General features: G+C 72.6%; 12 protein-coding genes. 8 read left to right on the top strand and 4 right to left on the bottom strand.

Annotated features, from left to right (window positions below; translation table 11 throughout):
* Positions 1-18 precede the first annotated feature (18 nt).
* Positions 19-843 (bottom strand): phosphotransferase, encoded by an 825-nt coding sequence (locus ACIBNE_RS04650; protein ID WP_399269459.1) that lies wholly within the window; start codon positions 841-843, stop codon positions 19-21.
* A gap of 229 nt (positions 844-1,072) precedes the next feature.
* Between ACIBNE_RS04650 and ACIBNE_RS04645 the strand changes: the two genes are divergently transcribed.
* Complete coding sequence (locus tag ACIBNE_RS04645; protein ID WP_399269457.1) at positions 1,073-2,899, top strand: SpoIIE family protein phosphatase; 1,827 nt, start codon at positions 1,073-1,075, stop codon at positions 2,897-2,899.
* 83 nt (positions 2,900-2,982) lie between these two features.
* Here ACIBNE_RS04645 and ACIBNE_RS04640 read toward each other — a convergent pair whose 3' ends face one another.
* Complete coding sequence (locus ACIBNE_RS04640; protein ID WP_399269455.1) at positions 2,983-3,426, bottom strand: PPOX class F420-dependent oxidoreductase; 444 nt, start codon at positions 3,424-3,426, stop codon at positions 2,983-2,985.
* 403 nt (positions 3,427-3,829) lie between these two features.
* Between ACIBNE_RS04640 and ACIBNE_RS04635 the strand changes: the two genes are divergently transcribed.
* From ACIBNE_RS04635 to ACIBNE_RS04625, 3 genes are all read left to right on the top strand, one after another.
* Entirely contained in the window at positions 3,830-5,242 is a 1,413-nt protein-coding gene (locus ACIBNE_RS04635) for a family 2B encapsulin nanocompartment shell protein (RefSeq protein WP_399269453.1), read from the top strand.
* 117 nt (positions 5,243-5,359) lie between these two features.
* Positions 5,360-6,763 (top strand): family 2 encapsulin nanocompartment cargo protein terpene cyclase, encoded by a 1,404-nt coding sequence (locus tag ACIBNE_RS04630; protein ID WP_399269451.1) that lies wholly within the window; start codon positions 5,360-5,362, stop codon positions 6,761-6,763.
* Positions 6,764-6,781: 18 nt separating this feature from the next.
* Positions 6,782-7,678, top strand: a complete 897-nt coding sequence (locus ACIBNE_RS04625) for a geranyl diphosphate 2-C-methyltransferase (RefSeq protein WP_399269449.1) — start codon at positions 6,782-6,784, stop codon at positions 7,676-7,678.
* Positions 7,679-7,775: 97 nt separating this feature from the next.
* Here the strand turns inward: ACIBNE_RS04625 and ACIBNE_RS04620 are convergent, their stop codons facing one another.
* Positions 7,776-8,414, bottom strand: a complete 639-nt coding sequence (locus ACIBNE_RS04620; RefSeq protein WP_399269447.1) for an SRPBCC family protein — start codon at positions 8,412-8,414, stop codon at positions 7,776-7,778.
* 168 nt (positions 8,415-8,582) lie between these two features.
* On the opposite strand from ACIBNE_RS04620, the gene ACIBNE_RS04615 reads away from it, so the two are divergent.
* The 3 genes from ACIBNE_RS04615 to ACIBNE_RS04605 all read left to right on the top strand — a co-directional run bounded on the left by ACIBNE_RS04615 (position 8,583) and on the right by ACIBNE_RS04605 (position 14,357).
* Positions 8,583-9,272 carry a TetR/AcrR family transcriptional regulator gene (locus ACIBNE_RS04615; RefSeq protein WP_399269445.1) on the top strand — a complete coding sequence of 230 codons (690 nt, stop codon included), beginning with the start codon at positions 8,583-8,585 and terminating at the stop codon, positions 9,270-9,272.
* Between the two features lie 253 nt (positions 9,273-9,525).
* Positions 9,526-11,244 carry a glycosyltransferase family 2 protein gene (locus tag ACIBNE_RS04610; protein ID WP_399269443.1) on the top strand — a complete coding sequence of 573 codons (1,719 nt, stop codon included), beginning with the start codon at positions 9,526-9,528 and terminating at the stop codon, positions 11,242-11,244.
* Between the two features lie 44 nt (positions 11,245-11,288).
* Complete coding sequence (locus ACIBNE_RS04605; protein ID WP_399269441.1) at positions 11,289-14,357, top strand: acyltransferase family protein; 3,069 nt, start codon at positions 11,289-11,291, stop codon at positions 14,355-14,357.
* A gap of 96 nt (positions 14,358-14,453) precedes the next feature.
* Here ACIBNE_RS04605 and ACIBNE_RS04600 read toward each other — a convergent pair whose 3' ends face one another.
* Positions 14,454-15,329, bottom strand: a complete 876-nt coding sequence (locus ACIBNE_RS04600) for an alpha/beta fold hydrolase (RefSeq protein WP_399269439.1) — start codon at positions 15,327-15,329, stop codon at positions 14,454-14,456.
* A 176-nt stretch (positions 15,330-15,505) separates the two neighbouring features.
* Between ACIBNE_RS04600 and ACIBNE_RS04595 the strand changes: the two genes are divergently transcribed.
* On the top strand, positions 15,506-15,916 hold the full coding sequence (locus ACIBNE_RS04595) for a pyridoxamine 5'-phosphate oxidase family protein (protein WP_399269437.1): 411 nt from the start codon (positions 15,506-15,508) through the stop codon (positions 15,914-15,916).
* Positions 15,917-15,934 lie beyond the last annotated feature (18 nt).

The following is a 15,934-nucleotide window of genomic DNA, read 5'->3' as shown; positions in this document are numbered from 1 at the left end:
CGCCCCGGGCGCCCTTCATTAAGGGGCGGCCGCTCCGCCTGCTTGAGGGGCGGCCGCTCCGTCGCGGGGCGGCTGCCCCTCCTCGAAGGCGGCACGCAGGGTTTCCCGGTGCGCCCGCACATGGCGGACGTCCGCCCGGTACAGGTCGGCGTGGCCCTCCGCGATGTGCCGCTGGAACGCCGCGTCGCCCCGCGCGGCCCGCTCGTGCATGAAGTCGACGAGGGCCTCCAGCCGGTCGGGGACGACGTCGATGACATCCGCGCCCACGCCGGGCCCGTACGCCCGGCAGAACGCCGCGACCCTGCGCCCCTGCTTCCGCGGCGTGCCGAAGCCCTCCGGGTTGTCCGGTCCCTGGAGGGGCGCGAACCGGTACACGGCGTAGGCGACGTCCCAGACCCTCGGCCCGGGGTGCGCGGCGTCGAAGTCGATGAACCCGACCGCCACGCCGTCCCGCACCACGCAGTTGTACTGGCCCGCGTCGCCGTGGCACATGACCTCCCGCGGTTCCCGGGCCGGAAGCAGCCAGCGGTCGTCGGAGCGCGGCACGAACCCGGCGCTCGCGTCGTGCAGGTCCCTCAGCAGGGTGGCCGCCGAGGTGAGGAGTTCGGGCGTCCGCAGGTCCGGCGTGAGGACGTCGGGCACCTCGCCCTCCAGGAAACCGAGCAGTTCGTTGCCGTCGGCGTCGAAGCCGCGCGGCTCGGGCGCGCCGCGGAACCCCTGGTCGTGGAGGTGCCGCAGCAGCCGGTGGATCGCCGGGGCCGCCGGGGAGGAGGGCCGGAGCACGGTGTCGCCGCACCGGTGCACCACGTTCACACCACCGCGGAATTCCTGCCGGTCAGCCATGTCGTCGCTCGCTTCCGAAGGTGCCTGAGGCCGGGTCCTGGGGATCGTACGTCGTCCCAGGAGCCCGGAACCCGCTGCGGGGTCCGCCGCGGGCCCCGTCGCCGGGCGCCGGCGAAGGGGCCGTCACCGCGCCGCGGGCGGTACCGCGGCCGGTCCGTCACCAGTACACCCGTCACGACGCACCAGCAGGCACCTCGCTGTCCGGCGCTCGCGGTGTGAGGATGTCCGCATGACCGAGAAGGAGGCGCGACCGGACCCCGCCCGAGCCCTGTTCACCGAGGCCGAGGCCCTGGCCGCCCTCGCCCGCTTGGAGACGCTGCCGAACGGGACGCTCCCCGCGGAGCTGCACGCCTGGGCCACCGACTACCGGCTGCTGCGCCAGGTGGTGGGCCAGGCCGACGTCGGCATCGCCGTATTCGACCGGACCCTGCGCTACCGCTACGTGAACGGGGCCCTGGCCGCGCTCAACGGCTTGCCCGCCGACGAACACATCGGACACAGGATCGGCGAGGTGCTGCCCGACATCAACGTCGAGAGCGCCGAGCACGCGCTGACCGCCGTACTGAAGGACGGCGTGCCGCGCTCGATCACCGTGCGCGGCACCACCCGGTCCGCGCACCCCTCGGGGCAGCGCTGGTGGCACAACTCCTACCACCGCCTCGACGACCCCGAGCACGGGCCGCTGGGCGTCGCGGCGATGGTCCTGGAGATCACCTCCGACCGGGTCATCCGGCAGTCCCTGGACCGGGCGAGGAAACGCCTGGCCCTGCTCGACCGGGCCGCCACCCGCATCGGCACCACCCTGGACATGCAGCGCACCTGCGAGGAGCTGACCCAGCTCCTGGTGTCCCAGCTCGCCGACATCGCCGCCGTCGACGTACTCCAGTTCGACCGCCTGCCGCTGCCGCCGGGCCCCCTGCGGATGAGGCGCGTGGCGCTCACCACGGTCCGCTCGCTGAAGTGGACGGGGCACTACCTCGGCGCCCCCGGAGCGGTGTTCACCACCCCTCCGTCGTCGGCGCTGACGCGCTGCGTGGACCAGCAGCAGCCCATCGTGCTCAACCGCGCGGGAGAGATCGAGCTCCAGGGCCTCGACCTGCTCGGGGAACAGGAGCGGGCCGATCTCTACCGCAAGCTCGGACTGCACTCGGGCTGTTACGTCCCCCTCGCGGCGGGCCACGACACCGTCGGCGTGGTGGCCCTGGGCCGGACGGACGGCAGGCCGCCCTTCTCCGACGACGACATGTCCCTGATCACCGAGCTGGTGCGGCGGGCGGCCAACAGCATCGACAACGCCCAGCGCTACGCCAAGCAGCGGGACACCGCCGTCGTCCTCCAGCGGGCCCTGCTCTCCAAGCTCACCACCCCGCACCCCGACGTGGAGTGCGCCAGCCGCTACCTGCCCTCAGGGTCGGGCGCCGAGGTCGGCGGCGACTGGTACGACACCATCGCCCTGCCGAGCGGCATCACCCTGCTCGTGGTCGGCGACGTCATGGGCCACGGCCTGGACGCGGCGGCCACCATGGCCGAGTACCGCGCGACCGTGCGCACCCTCGCCTACCAGCAGCTCCCGCCCGACCGCATCCTCACCGAGACCGACGCGCTCGTCCAGGTCCTGGACCTGGAGCGCATGGCGACCTGCCTGGTGATCGCCCTGGACCCCCGTACGCACACCGCGACCTGCGCCTCCGCCGGCCATCTGCCTCCGCTGCTCGCCGCCCCCGGCCGCCCCAACCGGCTCCTCGACCACCTGCCCGTCGGTCCCCCGCTCGGCGCGGCCGTCAGCCACTACGAGCACCTCCCGGTGGAACTGCCGCCCGGCTCCGCGCTGCTGCTGTACACGGACGGGCTCGTGGAGCGCCGCGACCAGGACATCGACCACTCGCTGGCGGAGCTGGCCTCGCTGTCCCTGGATCCCGCGCAGCCGCTCGACCGGATGCTGGACACCGCGCTCTCCCGGCTGTCGTCCGAGCCCGGGGAGGACGACGTGGCGCTGCTGATCGCCCGCATCCGCGCGGCGGGCACGTCGGGGGACGGGGCGCACGGGGCGCGGTGAGGGCGCCGCCGATGTCGCTGCCCGGCTCGCCAAGCGCGTCGACCGGCTGACCACCTGCCCCGGCGCACCCCGGGGGCCGCCTTCTACGGAGTACGCGCCCCGGGTGCCCCGGGCGGGAGCGGTTCGACCCCGTTCACCCGGCGCACGCGCGAGGGCTCGACCAGAATGAGGACCCGTCGCTCGCCGGGAATGCGCCATTCGTACGTCTCGGTGCCCAGGTAAGCCTTCGCCAGCGCGTCCATGCTCCGGTCCGCCTCCGGACCCTCCACGAACCGGACGGCGCTGCCGCGGATCTGCACCCGGTCGTAGGGGTCGTCCGGGTCCGCGAGCGACAGGCACACGCGCGGATCGCGGCGCAGGTTGCGCTCCTTGACCCGGCCGATCGCGGTGTTGAACAGGAGCAGGTCGCCGTCGTGTCCCAGCCACATCGGGCTCACGTGGGGCGACCCGTCCTCGTTGACCGTGCCCACATACCAGATGTGCGGCGCTTCGATCTTCCGTCGGATCTCGTTCGGCAGTGTCACCATGGGGCAAGTGGTGCCCAGCCGGGGCCCGTCGGACACGCCCCGGGCCGGGACGTCCGCCCCCGCGGTCCCGCCGCCCGGCCCGGTCGACCGCGCCGACCTGGGCCTACGTGGAGCACGGGCCCGCCGCCGCCCCGCCGCCCCGGCCACGAGCAGTTTCGGCCGCCGCGCGGGGCGTCTTGCCGATCACGTCCGAATCCCATCGGTACCCGGGCAAACATCGAACGGGCGCGATCATCGTATCGAGTTAATGTCCACGGCTTCCCTTGCTCCGACGGGTGAACCGGCCGTTACTGTTCCCCGGGATCTGGACGGATTCCCTTTCGATTACCCCCTTTTTCCTCCTCTTGCCCGGCAGGCGCACGCCCGCGTGCGCCGACCGATCCGACCAAGGAGAGCTCGCCCGATGACAGTTGACTCAAGCCCGGAAGCACAGCTGGAGCAGCCCAAGCAGTCCAGCCTGGGCACCGCGGCCGCCCGCAACCTCGCCACCACGACCAAGTCCGCGCCGCAGATGCAGGAGATCACCTCCCGCTGGCTGCTGCGGATGCTGCCCTGGGTGGAGACCAAGGGCGGCGCGTACCGGGTGAACCGTCGCCTGACCTACACCGTCGGCGACGGGCGCGTGGAGTTCGTCCAGGACGGTGCCGAGGTCCGGGTGATCCCGCGCGAGCTGGGTGAACTCGCCCTGCTGCGCGGCTTCGACGACGTCGAGGTGCTGGCCGCGCTGGCGGACCGCTGCGTGCAGCGCGACTTCCGGCTCGGCGAGACGCTGGTCGAGCGCGGCGCGGCCGCGGACCGGATCCACCTGATCGCCCACGGCCGCATCAGCCCGGTCGGCGTCGGCAAGTACGGCGACGACGTCGTCCTGGACGTGCTCGCCGACGGCGACCACTTCGGGGAGAACGTCCTGCTGGACGAGGACGCCCAGTGGGAGTACACCGCGAAGGCCGAGACCTCCGGCACCCTGCTGACGCTGTCGCGCGCCGACTTCGCGGCCGTGCTGGCGGGCGCGCCGAGCCTGCGGGAGCACGTCGAGGCGTTCAGGTCGCTGCCGCTCCAGCGGCAGAACCACCGCGGCGAGGCCGAGATCGCGATGTCGGCCGGCCACACCGGGGAGCACGAACTGCCCGGCGCCTTCGTCGACTACGAGCTGAAGCCCCGCGAGTACGAACTCTCGGTCGCGCAGACCATCCTGCGGATCCACACCAGGGTCGCGGACCTCTACAACGGACCGATGAACCAGACCGAGGAGCAGTTGCGGCTCACGGTCGAGGCGCTGCGCGAGCGCCAGGAGCACGAGCTGGTCAACAACCGGGAGTTCGGCCTGCTCCACAACGCCGACTTCAAGCAGCGCATCCAGCCGCACTCCGGGCCGCCGACCCCGGACGACCTGGACGAGCTGCTGTGCCGCCGCCGCGGCTCCAAGCTCTTCCTCGCCCACCCCAAGACGATCGCGGCGATCGGGCGCGAGCTGAACGCGCGCGGCCTCTACCCGGACCACGTGGACCTCGGGGGCCAGCAGGTTCCGGCGTGGCGCGGGGTGCCGATCCTGCCCTGCAACAAGATCCCCATCACGCCCGAGAAGACCAGCTCGATCCTCTGCATGCGTACGGGCGAGGACAACCAGGGCGTCATCGGCCTGCGCCAGACCGGTCTGCCGGACGAGTACGAGCCGGGGCTCTCGGTCCGCTTCATGGGCGTGAACGAGCAGGCGATCATGTCCTACCTCGTCACCACCTACTACTCCGCCGCGATCCTCGTGCCGGACGCGGTCGGCGTGCTGGAGAACGTGCAGATCTCCCGTTGGCCCCAGTAGCGGCCCCGTCCTTCGCGGCATGCCGCGCCGCCCCGGGCTCCCCGGGCCGGCCGCGCGTGCCCCGAGGGCCCGAGCCCGCCCGCCCCGCCAAGGAGTCAAGGAGCCGAGGAGCCTTCGATGCCCGCGCCTGAGCTGACACCCCCGCAGTCGAGCCTGCCCGAGGCCGTCTCGCGCTTCGGGGCGCACGTCCTCGCCGACGCCGCGGCCCGCGCCCACGACGTGCGGGCCGTGACCGGCGGCCCGCCCCGTGCGTCCGCCCTGCCCGATCCGCCGCACGTCGGCGCCGCGCTCCACGCGGCCGCAGTGCCGCACCCGGCCGCACCCCCGCGCCTCGACGGCGCGGTCACCGAGGCCCCGGCCCGGGGCGCCGACCTGGGACCGGTCCTGCGGGGGCCGAGCGGGCTCGGCACGTCGGGCCTGCGGCAACTGCTCCGGCGGGCGGAGCCGCCCGTGCTCCCGGGCGTGCCGACGCCTCCACCGGTCCCGGGCCCTCCGTCGGCTGATCCCTCGCAGGCGGCGGCGAGCGGCAGCGCCCCGCCGGAGGGCAGGCCGATCCCCGGTCTGTACTTCCATCCGGTGCCCGAGCCCGATCCGGTGCGGGTCGCCGAGGTCAGCCGCAGGATCAAGGAGTGGGCGCTGGACGAGGTCTCCCTGTATCCCGACGACTGGGAGGAGGAGTTCGACGGCTTCCTGGTGGGGCGCTACATGGTCGGCTGCCATCCGGACGCGCCCAGCATCGACCACCTCATGCTCGCCACCCGTCTCATGGTGGCCGAGAACGCGGTGGACGACTGCTACTGCGAGGACCACGGCGGCTCGCCCGTCGGCCTCGGCGGGCGCCTGCTGATGGCGCACACCGCCCTGGATCCGCTGTACACGACGCGCGAGTACCAGCCGCTGTGGGCCGATTCGCTGCACGCGGACGCGCCCCGGCGCGCCTACCGCTCCGCCATGGAGTACTTCGTCCGGGCGGCCACCCCGTCCCAGGCCGACCGGTTCCGGCACGACATGGCCCGGCTGCACATGGGCTACCTCGCCGAGGCGGCCTGGGCGGAACAGGACCACGTGCCGGAGGTGTGGGAGTACCTGGCGATGCGCCAGTTCAACAACTTCCGCCCCTGTCCCACCATCACCGACACCGTCGGCGGCTACGAACTGCCGGCCGACCTGCACGCGCAGGCCGCCATGCAGAAGGTCATCGCGCTCGCGGGCAACGCGACGACCATCGTGAACGACCTGTACTCGTACACCAAGGAGCTCGACTCCCCCGGCAGGCACCTCAACCTGCCCGTCGTGATCGCCGAGCGCGAGAACCTCTCCGAACAGGACGCCTACCTCAAGGCGATCGAGGTCCACAACGACCTCATGCACGAATTCGAGGCCGAGGCGGCGGCCCTGGCCGCCGCCTGCCCCGTACCGGCCGTGCTGCGCTTCCTGCGGGGCGTGGCCGCCTGGGTCGACGGCAACCACCACTGGCACCAGACCAACACCTACCGCTACAGCCTGCCCGACTTCTGGTAAGAAGAAATGGAATCATCTGTGACCAGCATTGAACTGTCCGACGCCACCGCCGCCTCCACCGGTGCTCCCCTGCTCATCCCCGGTCCCGCGACGCCCTACCAGGGCGACATCGCCCGCTACTGGGACGGAGAGGCCAGGCCCGTGAACCTGCGCCTCGGCGACGTCGACGGTCTGTACCACCACCACTACGGCATCGGTGACGTCGACCACTCCGCGCTCGGCGGTGCCGACGCCGGTGAGAGCGAGAAGAGGCTGATCGCCGAGCTCCACAGGCTGGAGTCGGCCCAGGCCCACTGCCTGCTGGGGCACCTCGGCGACATCGGCCGCGAGGACACCCTGGTGGACGCGGGCTGCGGCCGCGGCGGCTCGATGGTGATGGCGCACCAGCGCTTCGGCTGCAAGGTCGAAGGCGTCACGCTCTCGGCCAAGCAGGCCGACTTCGCCAACCAGCGCGCCCAGGAACTGGGCATCCAGGACCACGTCCGCGCCCGCGTCTGCAACATGCTCGCCATGCCCTTCGAGACCGGGCAGGCCGCGGCCTCGTGGAACAACGAGTCGAGCATGTACGTCGACCTGCACGACCTGTTCGCCGAGCACTCCCGCGTCCTCGCGGTCGGCGGCCGGTACGTGACCATCACCGGCTGCTGGAACCCGCGCTACGGCCAGCCCTCGAAGTGGGTCTCCCAGATCAACGCGCACTTCGAGTGCAACATCCACTCGCGCCGGGAGTACCTGCGGGCGATGGCCGACAACCGCCTCGTGCCGCAGGCCGTCATCGACCTCACGCCCGACACCCTCCCCTACTGGGAGCTGCGGGCCACGTCGTCGCTGGTCACGGGCATCGAGGAGGCGTTCATCAACTCCTACAGGGACGGCTCCTTCCAGTACGTCCTGATCGCGGCCGACCGCGTCTGACGCCGCGCGAAGACGCTGTGCGAGGGCCCGTCCCCCTGGGGCGGGCCCTGTCGCCCGTCACCGTCCATCGCCGCCCGTCACTGCTCGTCGCCGCTCGTCAGTGGCGCGCTTCGGCGGCGGTCTTGAGGTCGCGCAGCCATGCGTCGAGGCCCTCCTTCAGCATCCTGTTGGCGGTGGCGGCGTCCGCCTCGACCTGCTTGCCGGTGTGGGTCTCTTCGGTGCGGACCCGGACGCCGCCCTTGACCTCGGTGAAGTTCCAGACGTGGACGCCGTTGTCTATGCGCAGGCCCTCGCCGACCGCGGGTCCCGTCCAGCGGATGCAGGAGCCGCGCTTCAACTGCTCGACGGCCGAGGTGATTTCCAGGGTGGTGGCGGGCGTCGTGGGCGTGGCGGGCACCGGCACCGTCCAGACGAAGGCCGAACGCTTGCGCAGGGGGCCGTGGTCGAGGCGCTTCGCGGTCTCGACCGCACCCTGCCAGGACGGCCAGCGCTCCACGTCGGTCTGGAGCTTCCAGATGGTGCTCAGCGGCGCGTGGATCACCGTCTCGGTGCGGTAGCGGATGATCGCGGCCGGGTCGACGCCCGCTCCCCGGCACGTCAGGGACGTGGGCGCGGAGCGCGGGGCGGCCTCCACGGGGGCGACGGCCGCGGCGCCGAGGACGCCCGCGACGAGCGGGAGGGCCAGCAGGGCGGTGCGGACTCGGGCGCGGTCGGCGGACGTGCGGGTACGGGACATGGTGTCTCCCTGTGGTCTCTGGATCGAGCGGAGTTAGCGCGTTTGCCGTTGGTTATAAGTTCTAACTTCCGCGAAGATGTGTCGTCAAGGGTGTGCGTGATACCTTCTCACTCGAACTTGACCCTGTAGCCGCGAGACGCGGGGCGACGCACCGGAGAGGGCCGCACCATGGCGGAGAGCAGCGCGGAGAGCAGCGCGAAGAGCCCCCGCGAGCGCTACCGCGCCCAGGTGCGCGCCGAGATCAAGGGGCACGCCAGGGAGCAGATCGCCACCGCCGGAGCCTCCGCGCTCTCGCTCAACGCGATCGCCAAGCGGATGGGCCTCAGCGGCCCCGCCCTGTACCGGTACTACGCCAACCGCGACGAGCTGATCACCGAGCTCGTCACGGACGCCTACCGCAGCCTCGCCGACGCCTTCCGCGCGGTCGACCCGCCCCGGCCAGACCTGGCCGCGCTGGCGCACGCCCTGCGCGACTGGGCGCTGGAGGACCCCCAGCGGTACCTGCTCATCTACGGCACCCCCGTACCCGGCTACCGCGCCCCCGACGACGTCACCGCCGTCTCGGACGAGATCCTGGGCATCCTGCTCGGCGCCTGCCGGGCGGCGCCGGCGGACGGCACCAGGACGGCGCTCGAAGCCCGCTTCGAGGCCCACCTCGAAGAGCACCTGCGACCGGCGGGCGACCGGACCGTCGCGCCCGCCGCCCTGCACCGCGCGCTGACCTTCTGGACCCGGCTGCACGGGGTCCTGTCGCTCGAACTCGCCGGGCACTTCAGCGGGATGGGCTTCGACCCCGCGCTCCTCTTCGCCGCCGAGCTGGAGAACCTGCTGGGCGGCGCCGAGGGCACGGCCGCCTGACGTACCGCCACGCGGCCGTAACATCCCCTCGCCTCAAGTCTTCGCAGGCTGTTCATCCGCCTGTGACCTGCGCCTTTCCGAAACCGCGCGGCCCGAGTGTCAGATGAAGCCGTCCAAGAGGTCTGGACCAATCGACTCGCGCCAAATCCGTGTCTCATTCGGCCCGGTAGGCCACTCAAACGCAATTGGTCTACACCTGTGGCGCTAAGTTGAAGTGCTCGATACGGGCACATACACAGCCGTGGGGGGCTTTATGACCGTGCATCACCTTCCGCAACCACCGTCCGACGAGGAGCTCTACTGGTACTTCGGACCCCAGCGCCGCTGGGTCCTCATCAGCTCGTCGCTCGCCTTCGTCTTCACGGCGGCGACCATGTTCACCTTCGCCCTGCGCACCCCGGCCCTGTGGACCTTCCTCGCCGTCCTCGGGCTCAACGTCGTGGCCCTGGTGCTCTCCTCGGTCAACAGCCTGCGCCAGCGCCGCCTCACCCGGCAGTCGCACGAAGTGCTCGTCCACGCCTGGCACCCCCCACAGCTGCCGAGCGTCGACCTGTACCTGCCGACCTGCGGCGAACCCCTCCCGGTCCTCGCCAACGCCTACCGCGCCGTCGCCGCCCTGGACTGGGACGACTCGCTGACCGTCTGGGTGCTGGACGACGCCGACCGGCCCGAAGTCGCCGCGCTGGCCGCCTCGTACGGCTACCAGTACGTCGTACGGCCCGACCGGGGGCACCTGAAGAAGGCGGGCAACCTCAACCACGCGCTCACCCTCAGCAGCGCCGAACTCATCGCGATCCTCGACGCGGACTTCGCACCCCGCCCCGACTTCCTGCGCCACCTCGTCCCCTACCTGGCCGACCCGGCCGTCGGCATCGTGCAGAGCCCCCAGTGCTTCGACACGGACGAGACCATGGGCTGGATCCAGCGCGCCGCGGGCTCCGCCCAGGAGTGGTTCTTCCGCTGGATCCAGCCGTCCCGGGACGCCAGCGACGCCGCCATCTGCTGCGGCAGCAACGCCGTCTACCGGCGCAGCGCCATCGACCTGGCGGGCGGCTTCGCCCGGCTCGACCACAGCGAGGACCTGTACACCGGACTCGCCCTGCACGAACAGGGGTTCCGCACCCTGTACGTCCCCGTGCTCGTCGCCAAGGGCACCTCTCCCGACGAGGTCACCTCCTTCGTCAACCAGCAGTACCGCTGGGCGATGGGCAACCTCCACCTGCTCGGCACCCCCGTGCTGAAGCGGATGCGCGCGCCCTGGCGGATGCGGCTCTGCTTCTACGAGGGCGTCGTCGGCTACCTCACCACCGCGGTCAACACCTTCGCCGCCCCGCTGCCGCCGCTGGTGATGATGTTCTGGTACCCGGACCACATCAGGCCCTGGCACGTGCTCCCGCTGCTCGCCCCGCTCTGGCTCTGGCACGTCCTGCTCCCCCGCATCAGCCGCACCCGCTGGCGGATCGAGGTCATCCGGGCGAACGTCCTGACGAGCGTGGCCGCCGCGACCGCGTTCTGGCACACCCTGCGGGGCCGCAGCGCCGCCTGGGTGCCCACCGGCGCCCAGAAGGCGAAGACCTCCGGCGGCATGGCCCGCCGCGTGGTGGCCGCCTCGCTGGTGTGGCTCGTCCTGTCCAACGGCGCCGCCGCCGTCGGCCTCGCGCTGGCCGTGGGCCGCAACGGCTGGGAGCCCAACTGGGGCCTGCTCCTCTACCTGGTGGTGCAGTGCCAGATCAACGTCCCGCTGATCCGGGACCTCTTCGCGGAGCTGCGCCCCGCCGAGCCGCACCGGCTCCGGGCCCTCCTCCGTCCCCGTAGCGATCGTCCTCGTACCGGCAACGGCGCCGGTACCGGTGCCCGTACCGGAATGCTGCCCCGCCGCTGGCCCGAGACCGTGGCCGCGTCCGCGGTCCTGCTGCTCACCGGCCTGCTGGCGTCCGGATGGGTCAACCCGATGCTCCCCTGGCTGAGTTGAGCCGGGCCGAGCCGAGTTGCACTGAACTGAAAGGCACCCCTTTCATGTCTTCCCTAGTGGCCCCGGATCCCCGGGACCGCCGAAAGCGCCCCGCCCCGCCGTCCGGTCCCGCCGCCCCGGGCCCCGCGGCTTCCGGTTCCGCCGCGAACAGCGAGTCCGGGCCCAGCCCGCACCGCTCCGCCTTCCGGCCCGACATCGAGGGACTGCGCGCGGTCGCCGTCCTCGCGGTCCTCGCCTTCCACGCCCAGGTCCCCTGGACCCAGGGCGGCTTCGTCGGCGTGGACGTCTTCTTCGTCATCTCCGGTTACCTGATCACCGGCCTGCTGGTGCGGGAGGCCATCACCACCGGACGCGTCCGGCTGGGCGACTTCTTCTCCCGGCGGGCCCGCAGGCTGCTGCCGTCCGCCGCCGTGGTGCTCGTCGCGGTCGCGGTGGCCGGGGCCTGGCTGACCGTACCGCTGCGGCGCGCCGACCTGGAGTACGACGTCGTCGCGGCGGCGCTGTCCGTGGCCAACTGGCGGTTCGTCTCCCAGCAGACCGACTACCTCGCCGCGGGACACGGACAGAGCCCGCTGCTGCACTTCTGGTCGCTCGCAGTCGAGGAGCAGTTCTACCTGTTCTGGGCCCCGCTGCTGGCCGTCGCCGCGCTGTGCGTCACGCGGGCCGTGCGCAGGGGCCGGGCCGTGCGCTCCGGCGTGGCGCTCGTCACCGCGCTGCTCGTGCTCGCCTCGTTCGCCCTGTCCCTCCACTGGACGGACAGCTCCGTCTCGCTCGCGTACCTCGGAACGCCCTCGCGCGTCTGGCAGTTCGGGGTCGGCGCACTGCTCGCCCTGCTGCCCTGGCACCTGATGCGCGGCCCCCGGCCGCTGCGGCTGCTGTGCGGTTGGGCCGGGGCCGCCGCGATCGTCTGGTGCGTCGTGGCGTACGACGCCGCCACGCCGTACCCCGGCTACGCGGCGCTCGTGCCGACCCTGGCCACCGCCGCCGTCATCCTCGCGGCGATACCCGGTCGGGGCGAGCGCGAGGTCCAGGGTTCCTACGGCGTGGACCGGCTGCTGGCGGGGCGGGCGCCCCGTGCGGTGGGGCGGCTCTCCTACAACCTGTACCTGTGGCACTGGCCGGTGCTCGTCCTGGCCGAGGCCAGGTTCGGGACGCTCGGCTGGCCCGCGAAGGCCGCGCTGACGCTGGCGGCGGCGCTGCCCGCGCTCGCCACCCTGCACTGGGTGGAGCGGCCGCTGCGCCGCAGCCGCACGGTCTCCGAACACCCCAGGCGCGGACTGTCCGTCGGCGTGTCGGCGATCGTGCTGCCTGTCGTCCTCGCGCTGGTGGTGGGCACCGCGACGCTGCACGTCCTGGGCCCGGCCCAGCCGATCGACCCGAAGGGGCTGCCGCAGGGCGCCGCATCGGGCCCCCACCTCCTCGCGCGCGTCCCCGGTCAGGCCCTGCCCGAAGGGCCGGTGGTTCCCGGACCCGCGCAGGCGCGCAAGGACTTCCCGCCGGACGGGGCCTGCGAGATCGCCCCGGCCGCGACCCGCAGCCCGAAGTGCCTGTTCGGCGCGGTGGACAGCCCGGACCGCATCGTGCTGCTCGGCGACTCCCACGCCGGACAGTGGTTCTCCCCGATGCTGGCGCTCGCGTCGCAGCGCGGCTGGGCGCTCCAGGAGCTGGTGAAGCAGGGCTGCCCGCTGCCGCGGATCGCGGTGGACAGCCCGCAGCTCGGCCGCGCGTACCGGGAGTGCGACACCTGGCGGGCGAACACCCTGGAGCAACTGCGCACGCAGCCGAAGCCCCGGCTCATCGTGGTCTCCTCGCTCAACCGCTACACCGCCGACCAGAAGCTGCTCGTGGCGGGCTGGGAGGAGACGCTGCGCCCGCTGCGGGCGCTCGGCGCGCCGATCGTGTACGTCGAGGACACTCCCGTACCCGGTGAGGACGTTCCCGCGTGCGTGTCGGGCAGCCTCGATTCGCCCGGTGACTGCGCGTTCGACCGCGCCAAGGCGCTTCCAGCCGATCCGCTGGCGCGGCGCATCGCGTCCGGCGCGCTGCCCGGCGTGCGGAGCGTGGGCGTCAACGAGGTCCTGTGCCCGGGGTCCGGGCCGACCTGCCCCGCCGTACTGGACCGGATCCTGCTCTACCGGGACGACGCCCATCTGACCAACGCGGCGGCCGTCGTGCTGACGTCCCGGCTGGAGCGGCTGCTGACCGGGAGCGGCGCGCTGCCCGCCGCGGGAGCCTCGGGGAGCCCCGCGCCGGTCCCCGGCGCGCCGGGGAAGCCCGGGGCAGACGGGTGGGTGCGGTTGCTGCGGGACGACTTCGACGGTCCCAAGGGCGGTCGCCCGTCCGCCGCGAACTGGGTCCACGACCTCGGCACCTGCTATCCGGGCTGCCCCGCCCCGCAGTGGGGCACGGGCGAGATCGAGACCATGACCGACTCGACCGAGAACGTCAGGCTGGACGGGAAGGGCGCCCTGGAGATCGTCCCCACCAGGAAGGACGGACGGTGGAGTTCGGGGCGCATCGAGACCAGGCGCGCCGACTTCGCGCCGCCGCCCGGCGGGGTCCTGCGCATCGAGGCCTCGATCGCGCTGCCGAACGTGACGGGCGCGAAGGCCGCGGGGTACTGGCCCGCGTTCTGGACCCTCGGGGCGCCGCTGCGCGACACGTACTCCGGTTGGCCCGGCGTCGGTGAACTCGACGTCATGGAGTCCGTGAACGGGCGGGACACCTTCTTCGGTTCGATGCACTGCGGAATCGCGGCGGGCGGTCCGTGCGAGGAGCCGGTGGGGCTGACCTCGGGGCCCAGGCCCTGCCCCGGCTGCCGCACGGCGTTCCACACGTACGCCGTGGAGGTGGACCGCTCCCCGGGCACGGAGGAGGTGCGCTGGTCCCTGGACGGCCGGGTGTACCACCGGGTGACCGCGTCCCGGATGGACCCGGCGACCTGGAAGCGGGCGGTGGACCACGGGCTGTTCCTGATCCTGAACGTGGCCATCGGCGGGAAGCTGCCGCTCGCGGACGGCGCTTCGCCGGGGCCCGCGACCGAGCCGGGTCACGCCATGCGGGTCGACCACGTCACCGTGTCGGCGCGTGCGGGAAGGAGCGGGGCCCGGTGAGGACGGGCGGCCGGTAGACCGGCCGGGTGCGCCCGTCGGCGTCCTGGAGGGAGGACGCCGACGGGCACGTCGACCCGGGTCGCCGCGCGGCCCGGGTCAGCTCTCGGCGGACAGCACCTCGCGGAGGATCTTCGCGAACTCGTCCGGCTTGCCCTGCTGGCCGTACTCGCCGCCCAGGAAGCCCGCGTGGTTGCCGGGGAACACCACCGCGTCCCGGCCGAGCCCGGCGGCGACGGCGCGCCCGGCGCGGGCCGGGAACTCCTCCCCCGACTCCTCGCCCACCGCGACGACGATCCGCGTCGACGCGGACTTCAGCGCGGCGAAGTCGGGCTGGTAACCGGTGCAGCCGCGCATGTTCTGGCCGAGCAGCGCGTCGTCGCGGGAGCCGTCGTCCTCGGTCGGCAGGCCGAAGGAGGCCGGGTCCGGGGCGGGCTGGCGCACCCACTCGTCGGTGAGCTGCCCCTGGTGCATGCACAGGGCGATGAACTTGGCCATGCCCGCGCCCAGGCCGTCGCGCAGGTACGTCTCGTAAATGTCCGCGCAGGCGGCGAGCGCGGCCTCGCTGTCCGGGAGGACCGGCGCGGCCGGCGGCTCGTGCGCCACGAGCACGCGCACGAGCTCCGGGTGACGGGACACCAGGGCAAGGGAGTTGACGGCTCCGCCGCTGCTCGCGAAGAGGTCGACCGGTCCCTTGCCGAGCGCCTCGATCACCCGGCGCAGATCGTCGGCGTGCTCCTCGGGCAGGGTCTCCGATGCACCGTCGTCGCGCACGCTGCGGCCGCATGCGCGCGGGTCGTAGGTGATGACCGTGCGGTCGGTGAAGTGGGAGGCCAGGGTGACGAACCCGGCGGCGTCCATGGGCGAGCCGATGAGGAAGAGCGGCGGCTGGTCCGCGCCATCGGCCGCGGTACGGACGTCGTAGCGGACGGTGGCGCCGACGGCGTCCAGGGTGTGGGTCACGATCTCGGTCATCAAGGTCTCCTCAGTCAATGTGCTGTTGGAGGGTAGACCAGGACGATCATCAAAAGTCATCGCACCGGCGGAACATTCTTTCGAGCGTCCGGAGCCGGCCCCGGCGGGTGGACCTAGGACGTTCGCCGGACGCCTCGGCCGATGCGCTCCACCCCTGGCGGTGATCGAATGCACATATGGACGATCTTGCAGCAGTGCCCTCCGACGCGGTCCGCGAACGGCTGGCCGAGGAGCCGAACGTCTGGCTGTGCACCGTGCGGCCGAACGGGTCGCCGCACGTCACGCCGGTGTGGTTCGTGTACGGGCACGAGTCGTCCCGCTGGTGGATCGGCTCGGACCTCGGCGCGGTCAAGGTCAGGAACGTGCTGGCCGACCCCCGGGTCTCGCTCGCCCTGGAGGACGGGCGGCATCCGGTGGTGGCCGAGGGGGACGCGACGGTGCTGCGGGGCGGCTTCCCGCCCGATGTGGTGGACGCGTTCCGGCGGAAGTACGGCTGGGACGTCACCGTCCCCGAACGGCCGGGCGGCAGCAGGGTACTGCTGGAGGTGCGCGTACGGCGCTGGCTGTTGGCCGGTACCGCCCAGTGAGCGTGCCGCATCATGGAG

This window comes from Streptomyces sp. NPDC050504 (assembly GCF_044458065.1).
Lineage (GTDB): Bacteria > Actinomycetota > Actinomycetes > Streptomycetales > Streptomycetaceae > Streptomyces.
This window is presented reverse-complemented; position numbering and strand designations above follow the sequence as displayed.

Excerpts from the sequence above, each read along its gene's own strand:
- ACIBNE_RS04605 (WP_399269441.1), top strand. The coding sequence starts at position 11,289 with ATGTCTTCCCTAGTGGCCCCGGATCCCCGGGACCGCCGAAAGCGCCCC.
- ACIBNE_RS04650 (WP_399269459.1), bottom strand. The coding sequence starts at position 843 with ATGGCTGACCGGCAGGAATTCCGCGGTGGTGTGAACGTGGTGCACCGG.
- ACIBNE_RS04595 (WP_399269437.1), top strand. The coding sequence starts at position 15,506 with ATGGACGATCTTGCAGCAGTGCCCTCCGACGCGGTCCGCGAACGGCTG.
- ACIBNE_RS04620 (WP_399269447.1), bottom strand. The coding sequence starts at position 8,414 with ATGTCCCGTACCCGCACGTCCGCCGACCGCGCCCGAGTCCGCACCGCC.
- ACIBNE_RS04610 (WP_399269443.1), top strand. The coding sequence starts at position 9,526 with ATGACCGTGCATCACCTTCCGCAACCACCGTCCGACGAGGAGCTCTAC.
- ACIBNE_RS04645 (WP_399269457.1), top strand. The coding sequence starts at position 1,073 with ATGACCGAGAAGGAGGCGCGACCGGACCCCGCCCGAGCCCTGTTCACC.
- ACIBNE_RS04635 (WP_399269453.1), top strand. The coding sequence starts at position 3,830 with ATGACAGTTGACTCAAGCCCGGAAGCACAGCTGGAGCAGCCCAAGCAG.
- ACIBNE_RS04640 (WP_399269455.1), bottom strand. The coding sequence starts at position 3,426 with ATGGTGACACTGCCGAACGAGATCCGACGGAAGATCGAAGCGCCGCAC.
- ACIBNE_RS04600 (WP_399269439.1), bottom strand. The coding sequence starts at position 15,329 with ATGACCGAGATCGTGACCCACACCCTGGACGCCGTCGGCGCCACCGTC.
- ACIBNE_RS04630 (WP_399269451.1), top strand. The coding sequence starts at position 5,360 with ATGCCCGCGCCTGAGCTGACACCCCCGCAGTCGAGCCTGCCCGAGGCC.
- ACIBNE_RS04615 (WP_399269445.1), top strand. The coding sequence starts at position 8,583 with ATGGCGGAGAGCAGCGCGGAGAGCAGCGCGAAGAGCCCCCGCGAGCGC.